Raw genomic sequence first — 12,022 nt, 5'->3', positions numbered from 1 at the left:
GGTCGGGGGCTTCAAGGAGCTCCGAGATCCAGGATGCGCCGTTCGACGATCGAGGCCGGGACATGGGAGGCGCACGAGGCTGCGCTCCAGAGAGCAGGGCATTTCCCGGGCGGTCTTCCCGTTGGGCAGCCGAAGCCTCGGGGCGTGCGTCGAACGTCCAGGTCGGCCCCTTGCCGAGGATCCGACCTCGCGGTAAGCTGCGCACAGCCCCATGAATCACTTCACGAGCAAGACGGGCTACAATGCGATCGGGAGCCAGCTCGACTGGTGCTTCAAGGCCTCCGAGCCCCCTGCCGACCACCCCAAGGGCGCCTATTTTACCACGCTTTCTCCTGAAGCTCCCAATCTAGCCGTCAGGCTGCGGATCCCGCGCGAGAAGCTGGAATTCGTCTTCAAGTTTCACGACGCCGGAGATCTCAAGCCGCTACACGGCGGGCGCGGCACCTACATATTCTATTCACCTGTCGACTATACCGTCACCCAAGAGCGTCAGGAGTTCAAAGGAGCTACGGGCCTATGATCGGCGGAGCAGACATCGTTCTGTACGGGCAGACCAAGGCGCATGATACGGATCTGTTGGTTCGTGCCATTCGCACGGAGTGGCCGAATGCGGTAATCCAGCATGCCGACAAGGAGAATGGCGTTCCGATCCGCGAATTCCATTTTCCGGTCATCGGCCCCGCCGAGCTGATCGTCTATCGTGACAACGCAAGTTATCAATCGTGGACGTCCAAGGGGGCCGCCGCAGACAATCAAGACGCCATGATTCATCTCATCGTAGCCGATGACAACGTGACACTCGTCGTCGATCGCCCCGACTCTGCCCTCGCAGACATGGCGCGAGAGCTGCTGGTGTCACTGCGGCCCAACAGGATCGTCCTGCAAGCAGCCTGAGGAGAGCACGCCATGCGCGATGAAGAACTCACCAATCTCGCACGACTTCTCGAAGCCAGCGGCGTTGGTTGGCTGCTCCAGCAGGATCGCGACGTGCGGCTTCGCCAGATCGCCGCCGAGATCGCGGAGCTATCGAGCGAGCTCAGCCGGCGCTTGGCTCCGGCGAAGATCGATGCACTGGGCGAAATGCTGAATGAGCCCGAGGCCATGAAGCCGCTCGTGCAGATGTTCGCATCGCCCACGTCATGCGCGATGCGCGCGATGGTTTATTGTGTGCTTCGGGGCATGGAGATCTCCGCGATCGACTTTTCGTACCGGCTGAAGCGGACCGTCGCGCTCACCGTCTCCGTGCAGAATGACGTCACCGGCCAGGAGCTTACGTTTGAATCGGATCTCGTGTGGGACGCTGAGATTCTGCGGCATCTGGGTATCATGACGATGGGGAAGAAGCCCGTCCTCCACGGGTTCTATGCGTTCGCGTCCTGAGCTGCCCAACGCCGCGTCGCAGACCGACGGGGAGGGCAGGCTCGGTTCGCTCGCCTGCCCTCCCCGCGGCTGAATTGCCGAGATCGAGCACGAGCTCGTTCGTCTTGCGCCGTTCCAAGCGCTTTCGCTGCGGAGCTGGACCCCTCCGCGTCACGCGGGCGGCCCGCAGCAGAAGGTCGCCACGCCTCCCGGCCTGAGCTCGCCCTCCTGCTCGCCGCCTCTGGGTTCGCAGACAGGGATGCTCTCGACGGTCAACGTCGCGCTGACGCTCCGCGGGAAAACGCCGGGCGGCAGGTCGAAACATTGACCGTTGCCGCGGGCATCGGTGCTGGGAATCGGCTGCGAGCACTGCTCGTCGGCGTAGAAGGTGAGCGTTCGCGTCCCGCTCCGGTCGCCATCGGCGTCATAATCGCACTCGGTGCACCCCTCCACACCGGAGTGGGCCCGCACGAGCTCGGGGTGGCTGCGAGGACACGCCTGGAGCTCGTCCTCACCGAAATACTGAAGGCACTCGCGGAAGCCTGGCGCCGGCACCGGGATACATTCGGAGCCAATCTTCGCGCAGTACTGATCCATGGGCCAGGTGCGCTCACACACCCGAACGATTTTCCCCCAGAGGGCGTCCACATCCTCCAGGGAGAGCGACGTGTCGCAGTCCCAGAGTCCATACTCCGCGGTGCCCCAGCCGAGGTCGACGTCGTCCGGCGCCGGCACCACGTCCGTCCTCTGGGACACGCAGCTGCCGTCCCAGTGAGGCGGCAGGACGAACTCGCTGACGGTGGGGGCTTCGATGACCACGTCCTCGGTACAGTTGTCGCCCTTCACGAGCTCGACCCTTTCGTATCGCCTCCCCCTCCGCGGCTCGGCCACACATCGGGGACAGCGATCGAGGGACTTCGGCTCTTGATAGTAATCCCGGAAATGATTGTAGTTGGACGCTTCACAGTCCGGCGCGTCGCGCGGGCTCCCCACCCAGGCGACGCGGACGCGCCGGTTCTCGAAGCCGTCGACGGAGTAGCTGCCGTCCCACACGGGCTCGGCGCAACGCCAGGGACAGGTGCCGGCATGGGGATCGGGGCAGTCGATGCCAGGGCACGGGCCGAAGTTGCACGACGCCCCGAGCAGCGCCGCCCCGGCGCCGAGCGCGAGGAGCGCCGCCCCCATCGATGTCGTCCGAATCCACGTCGTCCCGATCGCGCGCGTCATGTTCCCTCCGGCAAGCAACAGGCGATCACCTTTTTGCTCAAGCTCAGCTCGCCCACGAGCTCCCGGCCGCTCGGCGCGCAGCTCCCCGGCGCGTTGACCCGCCATTCCGCGCGCACGCTCCCGAGCGTCGAGCCGGGCTCGGCGTCGTGACAGACGCCGTTGCCGGCGACGACGGCGGCCGCGACGAGATCGTCGCACGCGCCGTCCTCGAACGTCGACACGAGCGCCTCGCACGTGCTCGGCGCGGTCTCGGTACACGAGCACGGCGTGCACGCGCGGCGGTCCTCGACCTCGCGCCAGAACGTGAACTGCTCCGAGAAGTGGAGGCCCGAGGTCCCCTCGCTGGAGGGACACCCGACGTCCTTGTCGTCCTCCGAGAGGAGACACCGGCGCCAGCCCGGGCTGACCTCCTCCGCGCCGAGGACACAGACCTGCGCAGCGCCCGGGCACATGTCGCCCCGCAACGCGTTGCAGGTGACCACGACCTGCCCTCCCGCGGGCGCATCGCCGTCGCGCGGCACCGGGGACGTCACGACCTCGCAAGGGCGCGCGGTGACGGGCGCGATCCGGAACGAGCCGAACGCCTCGGCCCCGACCGCGCCGGGCGCGACGCACGCGCCGTCCCAGCCGGCCGGTGTGTCGAACGGGGTCAACGTCTCGCCAGGGCTGTCGTCGCACATCCAGCCGGAGCTCACCGTGAGGCCGGCCGGGAGGACGCACGCGGGCGCGGAGCACGCGCACGGGCCGCACCCCGGATGCGCTCCCGGCGCGACGAACAGCTCGCTGTACAACGGTGGAGTCATGTTCTTGCGTTCCTCCTCGTTCCAGCGTGGGTTCAACACCACGGCCTCGTCGCACCGGAGGTCCTCGAGGCCTGAGGTCACCCGCACCAGGTACACACCCTGCTCGAAGCCGGAGAGCTTCATGGGAACACAGCTCCCCTCGCAGCCCCCGTTGCTGGTGCCGTCCTCGTTCATGACGTCGCACGCCAGGAGCTCGTGGCAGTCGTAGCCGTCCACGGTCCCGCAGCCGCTCGCCATCGCGACCGCCGCGCCGCCCACGCTCGCCAGCGCCGCCAGGACCTGCCCGGCCTCCCATCGTCTCATCGCCGCTTCTCCTCTTTCACGCCGGGTCCTCACCACGCCCCTTCGATCCGGACGCCGCCGCCGTGCGCCGTCGCGCGCGGCACCACGCGGACGCCGCCGTGGTCCGGCGCGGGCGCCCACCAGAACGACGACAGCGCCGCCGCGCCGATCACGCCGCTCGCCACGAGGCTCGCGACCGCGACGAGACCCAGGGCATCGCGGGCCTCGAGCGCGTCGCGGAGATGGGGGCACCGCGCGTCGGTGATCCCTTTCTTCGGGCTGCACCCGTTCTCCCCGCTCACGCTGCGAATCTGCTCGCGCAACGTCGCGGCCTCGCCGTCCTTGACCGCCCACGCGAGCGCGAACCCCGCGCCGACCACGACGCCCGCCGACGCGAGCGCGGGCCCCCCGATCCGGATCGCCGGTCCGACCGCCGTCCCCTCGCCCGCAGGCCGCATCGCCGCCGGCCCCGGCGCGGACGCCGCGGCAGGCGGTGCCGCCGCCGGCCGCGGCGCCGGCGGCTTCGGCTTCTCCTTCAAGGCCAGGCCGATCGCCGGCGTGTCCCCGCGCTGCGCCTCGAAGCGCCCCACGCCGTCCTCGTGGCCTGCGAGCGTCGCCCGCGCCTCGTGGCTGCCGGGCTCGACATAGACCACGTACGTGGCGAGCCCCTGGCCGACGCGCCGGCCGTCGATGAACACCTCGGCCTCGGGCTTGCCCACCACGATCGCGACCGCGGCGACCTCCTGCGCAGCCCGCCGGAGCCCTTGCTGGACCCGAGCTTTCCTGTCGGGCGCGAGCGCGTCCTCCGCCTCGAGCGCCCGGCGCAGGAGCTCCGCGGCGTCCCGGTAGCGGCGCAGCGAGAGCTCCGCCAGCCCGAGCTCGCCGGCCCAGCGAGGGTCGCCGGTCGACGCCCAGGCGCTTCGGTATGCCGCCGCGGCCTCTTCCCATCGCCCGGCGCGCCGCGCCTGCTCCGCGCGGCGGAGCGTCGCTGCCATGTCCGCGGGCGGTACGCTTGAGGGCGAAGCGGTCGAGCCCGAGACTCCTGACGGCGCGACCGCCACCGGCGAGCCCCCCACCCCCGAGCCCGCCGATTGCGGCTCCTCGGCCAGCGCACCGCGGCTGTAGCCTGCGGCAACCAACAGCACCGCAAGCCCCGCGCACCTCGCCAAGCGCATGGGCGCCGAGCCTAGTCAGCCCGCTGTTCGCCCGCAAGCACGCGCCGTAAGCGCCGAACGAGCAAGCGCTCGGATGAGAAATGAAACGATGTCCGCGTAAAGCATCATGTTCCGGCGTGCCCTCACGCCTCGCCACGTCGGCTCAGCGCCCTCCTGGCACCCGGAATCCAATGACAACGCAACACCGTCAGCTCGGGAAGCGCGAACGATTTCGAGCGCCATCGGGTAACCGGCGGATAATGGATCGGGCATGGATGCAAAGGATCCGCGCGGCGCGCCCACCGGTGCGCCGCCGCCCACCTGGGAGACCGTCGTCCGCGAGCACCTCCGCTACCTGCGCGGCTGCGTGGCGTCGGAGCGGATCCCGGCGGCCGACAGGGAGGACGTGCTGCAGGAGGTGCTGCACGGCATCTCGCGGGCCCTCGCCACGTTCGATCCGGCCCGGGGCGAGCTGCGCGCCTGGTTGAAGGCCATCGTCCACAACCATGCATCCATGTACCGGCGCCGCGCCTACCGGCGGCGCGAGGCGCCGTGGCCGGACGAGCCGCTGGAGGTCGCCGACGAGGCGCCGAGCTCCGAGGAGCGCCAGATGGAGCGCGAGCGGCGGCAGCTCCTGTCGAAGCTGCTCCTCGAGCTGCCGCCGGAGCGGCGCGAGGCGGTGATCGCCCACGAGCTCGACGAAGCGGGCATCGGCCATGTCGCGGAGCTGCTCTCGATACCCGCCACCACCGCGAAGAGCCGAGTCCGCCATGGGCGCGAGGAGCTCAAGGCGGCGGCGCGCCGCTGGCAGGCGCGCCATCACCGCCGCCTCGCCGCCCTGCTGCCGATGCGCGCAGCAGGTTGCTCGGGGGAGCGCTCGCGGCGCCGCGCGGCGCGGGAGCGCCTGCTGCATCGCGCCGGGCGCGCGCTCCGTCATGCGATGTCCGCCGCAAGGGCGCCGCGGCTCCGAACGGTCGCTCACGCCTGCGCCTCGCTCGCGGTGGGCGCTTTGGGCGTCGTCCTGACAGCAGGGCTCCTGCTGGTCGGACACGGCGGCGCTCTTCCCGGAGGCGCGGCATCGCCGGCCCCCTCCATCGCCGCGCATCCTCACGCGGCTTCGACAGCCACGCCGGCAGGAGGAGTCAGCGAGCACGCGTATTTGGTGGTGAACGACGAAACGCCGTCGCGAGGAGCGATGTCTTCCTCGATGACCAGCGACAGCGCGTCAGGTCCTCCGGGCCCCCTGCCCCGCCAGCCGCAGCGCCGGCCCGGCGCGCAGGACGACGACCTGCGCCAGAGAATGGCCGCCGCAGCCCGCGCCATCGGGCACGACGCGCTGGCGCGTGCGCTGCTGGAGCAGCCCCGCCACGAGCTGCCGGGCGTCGCTGCCGCGCCCGGCCGCGACAACTCCCTGGCTTCCTCGACGCCCACGGCGCGCGTCCGCTGAAGAAGAGCGCCTCCGCGACGACGGATCACGACTGCCGGCGCCCCAAATCCTCGACGTGGGTCGACTCGACCGACGAGCCGCAATGTCGGCTCGCGCGCACGGGCGGCGCACGGCCGCCGCGGGCGAGATGGCTTTCAGGGCTTCTCTACAAACGCCGCTTGGCGAGATCCGGTATGCCGACTCGACGCCGCACGACAACCGCTGTCCACGACCGCAGCACGCCCCGGCGACGCTTTCCATCGATCGCAAAGCACCCCGCGCTCCGCATTCCCGTAGAGCGCATCCTCGCCGAGCGCCGCTGGATCGCCGCGCTCGTCCTCTCTTTCGGTGTATCGCCCCGCGACCGCGAGGATGTGGCGCAGGCCGCGATCCTGGCCGCGTGGATCGCCGTCGAGGAGGGCAGATACTGTCCGGACGCGTCCGTCGACCCGCGGCGAGCGCTCCTCGGCTGGCTCTACGGCATCGTCTGGCGCAAGGTGGGACACCACCGCAAGCGCGCCTGGGTCCGCCGGGAAATCCCGGTGGCGGATCCGTGGAGCGTCCGGCCGGAGCCGCCGCGCGACGACGAGCTTCTCCTCGATGCGCGCGAGCGCCTCCTCGCCGTGCGCATCGCGATATCCTGGCTGCCGCAGCGCGACCAGCAGATGCTCGCCCGCTGCGCGGTCGGCCACGGTATCCGCGACATCGCACGCGCGCTCGGCATGCCCAGCTCGACGGCGGTGCGGCAACTCCACCGGGCTCGCAGGAAGCTTCGGTGGTTGCTCCGCCGCTAAGGCCCAATGACCGCGATACCGATTTGCGCCAACACACATGTCCAGCTGCGCGGCCACGGTCGGCAGACGCTGGGACCAGCTGGGGTCGAGCCGTCGACCGTCACGACCTCGTAGCCTGCCTACCGCTCTGGCGTCGCCTCATCTCCCTGTGCCAGTCGACCGACCAGCGCATGGAGATGGGGGGCGCTCAACCTTATCTTCTCGTGCAGCGCCACATGACTGACGCTGGGTCCGCCGCTCTCGGCTACCACGGCCACGGTTTGCCGCAGCCCGAGGTCGGTTCCGGCGTGCAGTAAGATGAGCCTCAGCAAATCCCTGGAGGGGGTGTTCTTGGCGTTCGCCGTAGTGCATCTCCAGTACCTTGTGCTCCTTCGCCAATTCCTCATCGTCGGGCAGTTCCGCCTCGATGGTCCGCCCGGGCGGCGCGGTTCGGTGTAACCTGCGCCGCCGTGCGATCGTTCGAGACTGCCGTGCTGCCCCCGCGCTGGCTCGCGGCCGTCGCCGTGCTCGCTGGCGTCCTGACCGGGGCCGACGCGCGGGCGGAGGTACAGCCCCTGCGCGTCGCGTACGAGGCGCACGAGGGCTGTCCCAGCGCCGAGGCGTTCCTGCGCGAGGTGACCGCGCGCACGGAGCTCGCCCGTGATGCCGCGCCGGACGAGGCGGCGCTCGAGGTGCGCGTGCACATCACCTCGGCCGAGGGCGAAAGCCGCGGCCGAATCACGGTCGGCACGGAGGAGGACGCGCGCGTCCGCGAGGTCGGCGGCGCCACGTGCGCGGACGTCGTCGCGGCCCTGGCGCTCATCACGGCCCTCTGGGTCGACCCCACCGCATCCCTCGATCCGCAGCGGCCGACCGCGAAGCCGCGCTCGTCCGAGGATCCGGACCCCGCCGGGGCCGCGGGCGCCGCCGCGGGTCCCACCGGGGCTGCGCCACCGGCCGGGGCTCTCGTCCCCCCCGGCGGCCAGGCGCCGGAACCGGCGAGCCCGCCGCGCGCGGGGCCGCCGCAAGCCGCGTCCCTGGCCCCAACCGCCCCGGTCGCGCGCCCCGCGACCGCGCCGCCCCGCCCGCCGTCACCGGCCGCCGGTGCATTGCGCTCCCCGCAGCGGCCGCTGCCCTTGGAGCGCCGGTGGACGCTCGGCATCCAGGCGAGCGCGGCGTCCGGGGTCGCGCCCGAGGCCCTCCTCGGCGGCGGGCCCTTCGTCGAGCTGCGCGCCGATCTGGGCCTCCGCGCGTCATTTCGCGTCGCAGCCGAGGTGGCCGCCACCGGCGCCATCGATGTCGGGCCGGGCGGCGCCCGCTTCACCCGCTGGATCGGTCGGCTCGACACCTGCGCGGACGTCCTCCGACCGGCGCGCTGGCTCTCGCTCGGGTCCTGCGTGGGCGCGGAGGGCGGCTTCCTCCACAGCAGTGGGCTGGTCGGCGACACGATCACCGAGGTGAAGGACGCCACGGTACCGTGGGCCAGCCTCGGGCTCCTCGCGCGCATGACCGCCTCGCTCGGCGCCCTCGTGCGCGTCGACGTGCACGGTGGACCGCAATTTCCGCTGGTACAGCGCTCGTTTATGTTCGAGAGGCCCGCGCTGGTCATTCACGAGGTGCCCGCGGTCACGTGGGCGCTCCACGTCGGCGCCGGCCTCTCGTTTTGATGATCAGGCGGTCGCGAGCCGGAGATTGCTCGAGGTGTGAGCCGTGGTGAAGCGCTGACCCTGATGGAGCTCCCCGCCGCTGTTCCCCCCGAGAGCCGGGCGGCGGCGGGGCGCCTTGCCGCGCTCGTGGCGGAGCACTCGGCCTTCGTGTGGCGCTCGCTGGTGCGGCTCGGCGTGCCGCGCGCTGACGCGGAGGACGCGGTGCAGCAGGTCTTCCTCGTTGTGGCCCGGAAGCTCGGGGACATCGAATACGGCCGGGAGTCGGCGTTCCTGTTCAGCACGGCGCTGCGGATCGCCTCGCGCGCGCGGAGGACGCAGCAGCGGCGCCGGGAGGTCCTCGAGGACGAGCCCCTCGAGCGCGTCGATCCGGCGCCGGATCCCGAGGAGATGATGGATCGCGCGCGCGCCCGCGCGACGCTCGACGCCATCCTCGACACCATGCCGCTCGATCTGCGCGCGGTCTTCGTGCTGTTCGAGCTGGAGCAGCTGACGACGGCGACCATCGCCGCGATGCTCGAGCTCCCGGCGGGCACGGTCGCCTCCCGCCTCCGCCGCGCGCGCGAGCACTTCCAGGCCGCCGTGAGGCGGCTCGAGGCGCGAGCCCATTTCCGAGGTGAGTGCAATGAGTGATCCTGAGCGCCTCCTGGACCAGAAGGGGAGTGATCTGCAAACGGCGCTCCTCCGCGCGGCGCTCGACGAGAGCGTGCCGAGCGGCCTGACCCGGCGCACGCTCGTCGCGCTCGGCGTCGCCGCCGCCGCGGCGAGCGTGGGCGGCGCGGCCGCGGCGAGCGCGGGCGGCGCGGCCGCGGCGAGCGCGGGCGGCGCGGCCGCGGCGAGCGCGGGCGGCGCGGTCGCGAGCACGGGTGGGGCGGCCATGAGCGGGGCGGCCACGGGTGGGGCGGCCGCGGCGGCGAGCGGCGCGGCGGTGAGCGGCGCGGCGGTGGGCGCGGCCGCCGGGGGTGGGATCTTGAGCGCGTTCGGGATCGGCGTGCTCGCGGGGGTCCTCACGCTTGGGGTCGTGGAATGGACGGGCGTCGTCAGCGTGTCGGCGCCGGAGAGGCACGCTCAGGAGGCGCCCAGCGCGCCGGCAGCGTTCAGTGCTCCGCCCGCCCGCCGCGCCGCAGAGGCGGAGGCAAGGCGAGTCCCGGAGGAGCGCGCGGACGAGGGGCCGCCTCCAGCGGAGGGGTCGCTCACAGCGGAAGGGCCGATTGCAGCGGATGAGGGGCCGCCTCTGGCCGCGCCTGCCGCCCCGGCACCCGCCGCCCCCGCGGCGAACAGCCCGCGCGCGCCCGAGAAGCGCGCGCCGACGCTGGCCTCCGAGCTCGCGTTGCTCGACACCGCGCGGCGCGCGCTGCGGCGGGGGGATCCGGCGGCCGCGCTCGCGCTGCTGGATCGCCATGCGCGCGAGTTCGCCGGCGCTCAGCTCACCGACGAGGCCGCCGTGATCCGCGTCGAAGCGCTGGCGAGCCAGGGGGATCGCGCGGGCGCCCATGCGGCGGCGCGGCGCTTCCTCGAAGCGCACCCGGGCAGCCCTCACGCGAAGCGTATCGAATCGGCCGCCGGGATCGACGCGCGCGACGAATTCGTGATCCCGGGGAACAGACTCGGAGATTGATACCGCAGGAGGCTTTGTCATGAGGCTCTTGGATGACGTATCTTTACTCTGCTGCGCCTCGGTGCTCTCGCTCTTCGTCTCTGGGTGCGGGATCACGATTCTGGGCAATGGCAATGACGATGACAATGCCGGAGGCGGTGGCAACGGCACCGCCTCCGGTGTCGAGGGGAGCTCGGGCGTCGGGGGGAGCTCAGGTGTCTGCATCCACGACATCCCGGCGACGTCCCAGATCCCACGCCTGTTGAACCGGGAGTACGACGCGGTGGTGCAGGATCTGCTCGGCGTGACGATCTTGGCGAGCGCCGACGACCGCCCGCCGTCTGAGGTCCTCGTTTCCGACTTCGAGGGCAGCCTGACGGATCTCGCGTGGAACAGGTACCTCGTGGTAGCCGAATCTATTGCCGCCGAACTGATGGCCGGGCCGAACAAGTCCAAGTTCATTGCCTGCGATCCGGCGGCGCCAGGGTGCCTCGAGGCGACGATTCGCGCCTTTGGTCGCAAGGCCTTTCGTCGTCCTCTGATAGAAGAGGAGGTGCAGAGCTTCATGCGGCTCACCACGCTAGAGCCCCCGGGCACGCCCGAAGAGGTTGCTGAGGCCGTCCTCATCGCCTTCCTCGCTTCGCCCTCGTTCATCATGCTCCCCGAGCTGGCGCAGGAGCGAGAAGGAGACGCTATCAAGCTCTCCAGCCACGAAGTGGCGGCGAGGCTCTCGTTCCTGCTCTGGGATTCCGTTCCGGATGACATCCTGAACGCCGCGGCTGATGCTGGTCAGCTCACCACCAAGGCGCAGATCTTGGCGCAGGCGCGGCGGATGATTCAGAACCGCCAAAAGACGGCGCGGGTCGTGGTCGCCTTCCATCGTGATTTGGCGGAGATTCGCGCAGGTTCGCCGTGGGGGACCCGCGATCACGACAGGACCAAGTACCCCGACTATTCCCCGGACGCGGCTCCCCTCATGGTGGCAGAGATGGACGCCTTCTTCGAGGAGGTGGCGTTCGCGGCGGGGTCGCTCAAGGACCTCTTCCTGAGCAACATCGGTTTCGTCAACAAGGACACCGCTCCGCTCTATGGGCTCAATCCCGCGAGCTACGGTACGCAGCTGACGCGGGTGGAGCTCGACCCGAGCGAGCGGCCGGGGTTCTTGACCCGCGTTGGGTTCTTGAGCTCCTACTCGTCCTACGCCAGTACGAACCCGATCCTCCGGGGCGCGTTCATCACGAGGCTACTCGGGATCGACCTGCCGCCAGAGCCCTTTATGGATACATCGTCGGTCCCTCCGAACGACTACACCACGAACCGTCAGGTCGTCGAGGCTTTGACCTCCACGGCGGCGTGCTCCGCGTGTCACGTGCCTTTTACCAATCCGCCGGGCTTCGTGCTCGAGAGGTACGACGCGGTTGGTAAGGCGCAGACGACCGATCCGCTCGGCGGTGCCATCGACGGGACCGCCGACGTCTACTTTAGCGCTGACAACACCAAGACGATCACGACACCCATCGAGCTGATGACCGAGCTCGGCGCTGGTCCGGGCGTCAGGCGCCACTATGCCGAGCGGTGGGTCTCCTTTGCCACTCGACGGTCGCCGAACTCGAGCGACGCCTGCGTCGTCGATGAGCTCAGCATCAAGCTGTCTGACGACGGCTATACCATTCTCGATCTGCTCGCCGATCTTACCCAAGCAGATTCTTTCCGTCTGCGAGTCGTCGGAGACTGAGA

General features: G+C 70.6%; 12 protein-coding genes. 8 read left to right on the top strand and 4 right to left on the bottom strand.

Annotated elements, in window-relative coordinates; all coding sequences use genetic code 11:
- Window positions 1–211: 211 nt before the first annotated feature.
- The 3 genes from WMF20_RS03680 to WMF20_RS03670 are packed head-to-tail and all read left to right on the top strand — an operon-like array spanning window position 212 to window position 1,380.
- Window positions 212–520: a hypothetical protein gene (locus WMF20_RS03680; protein ID WP_437610720.1), complete on the top strand. Its 309-nt coding sequence runs from the start codon at window positions 212–214 to the stop codon at window positions 518–520.
- Complete coding sequence (locus WMF20_RS03675) at window positions 517–894, top strand: hypothetical protein (protein ID WP_437610718.1); 378 nt, start codon at window positions 517–519, stop codon at window positions 892–894. Before WMF20_RS03680 ends, WMF20_RS03675 begins: the two co-directional genes overlap by 4 nt.
- A gap of 12 nt (window positions 895–906) precedes the next feature.
- Entirely contained in the window at window positions 907–1,380 is a 474-nt protein-coding gene (locus WMF20_RS03670; protein ID WP_437610716.1) for a hypothetical protein, read from the top strand.
- A gap of 150 nt (window positions 1,381–1,530) precedes the next feature.
- Here the strand turns inward: WMF20_RS03670 and WMF20_RS03665 are convergent, their stop codons facing one another.
- Genes WMF20_RS03665 through WMF20_RS03655 form a run of 3 tightly spaced genes read right to left on the bottom strand, consistent with a single transcriptional unit; the run spans window position 1,531 to window position 4,666 of the window.
- Window positions 1,531–2,586 carry a hypothetical protein gene (locus WMF20_RS03665; RefSeq protein WP_129573026.1) on the bottom strand — a complete coding sequence of 352 codons (1,056 nt, stop codon included), beginning with the start codon at window positions 2,584–2,586 and terminating at the stop codon, window positions 1,531–1,533.
- Entirely contained in the window at window positions 2,583–3,692 is a 1,110-nt protein-coding gene (locus tag WMF20_RS03660) for a hypothetical protein (protein WP_437610714.1), read from the bottom strand. The genes WMF20_RS03665 and WMF20_RS03660 overlap by 4 nt, the downstream gene beginning before the upstream one ends.
- 29 nt (window positions 3,693–3,721) lie before the next feature.
- Complete coding sequence (locus WMF20_RS03655) at window positions 3,722–4,666, bottom strand: hypothetical protein (protein ID WP_437610712.1); 945 nt, start codon at window positions 4,664–4,666, stop codon at window positions 3,722–3,724.
- A gap of 430 nt (window positions 4,667–5,096) precedes the next feature.
- On the opposite strand from WMF20_RS03655, the gene WMF20_RS03650 reads away from it, so the two are divergent.
- Window positions 5,097–6,272: a sigma-70 family RNA polymerase sigma factor gene (locus WMF20_RS03650; RefSeq protein WP_437610710.1), complete on the top strand. Its 1,176-nt coding sequence runs from the start codon at window positions 5,097–5,099 to the stop codon at window positions 6,270–6,272.
- A gap of 134 nt (window positions 6,273–6,406) precedes the next feature.
- Here WMF20_RS03650 and WMF20_RS03645 read toward each other — a convergent pair whose 3' ends face one another.
- Window positions 6,407–7,006: a hypothetical protein gene (locus tag WMF20_RS03645; RefSeq protein ID WP_437610708.1), complete on the bottom strand. Its 600-nt coding sequence runs from the start codon at window positions 7,004–7,006 to the stop codon at window positions 6,407–6,409.
- A gap of 488 nt (window positions 7,007–7,494) precedes the next feature.
- Between WMF20_RS03645 and WMF20_RS03640 the strand changes: the two genes are divergently transcribed.
- Genes WMF20_RS03640 through WMF20_RS03625 form a run of 4 tightly spaced genes read left to right on the top strand, consistent with a single transcriptional unit; the run spans window position 7,495 to window position 12,020 of the window.
- Window positions 7,495–8,691, top strand: coding sequence for a hypothetical protein (locus tag WMF20_RS03640; protein ID WP_437610706.1), 1,197 nt, complete (start codon window positions 7,495–7,497; stop codon window positions 8,689–8,691).
- A gap of 36 nt (window positions 8,692–8,727) precedes the next feature.
- On the top strand, window positions 8,728–9,321 hold the full coding sequence (locus WMF20_RS03635) for an RNA polymerase sigma factor (protein WP_129573022.1): 594 nt from the start codon (window positions 8,728–8,730) through the stop codon (window positions 9,319–9,321).
- Window positions 9,314–10,306: a hypothetical protein gene (locus WMF20_RS03630; RefSeq protein ID WP_437610704.1), complete on the top strand. Its 993-nt coding sequence runs from the start codon at window positions 9,314–9,316 to the stop codon at window positions 10,304–10,306. Before WMF20_RS03635 ends, WMF20_RS03630 begins: the two co-directional genes overlap by 8 nt.
- 19 nt (window positions 10,307–10,325) lie before the next feature.
- Window positions 10,326–12,020 (top strand): DUF1592 domain-containing protein, encoded by a 1,695-nt coding sequence (locus WMF20_RS03625; protein WP_437610702.1) that lies wholly within the window; start codon window positions 10,326–10,328, stop codon window positions 12,018–12,020.
- Window positions 12,021–12,022 lie beyond the last annotated feature (2 nt).

Origin of the sequence: Sorangium sp. So ce834 (assembly GCF_051521425.1) — a bacterium.
GTDB classification, from domain to species: Bacteria; Myxococcota_A; Polyangia; order Polyangiales; family Polyangiaceae; genus Sorangium; species Sorangium cellulosum_D.
Note: the sequence above shows the minus strand (reverse complement) of the source record. Positions and strands in the feature narration are given on the sequence as shown.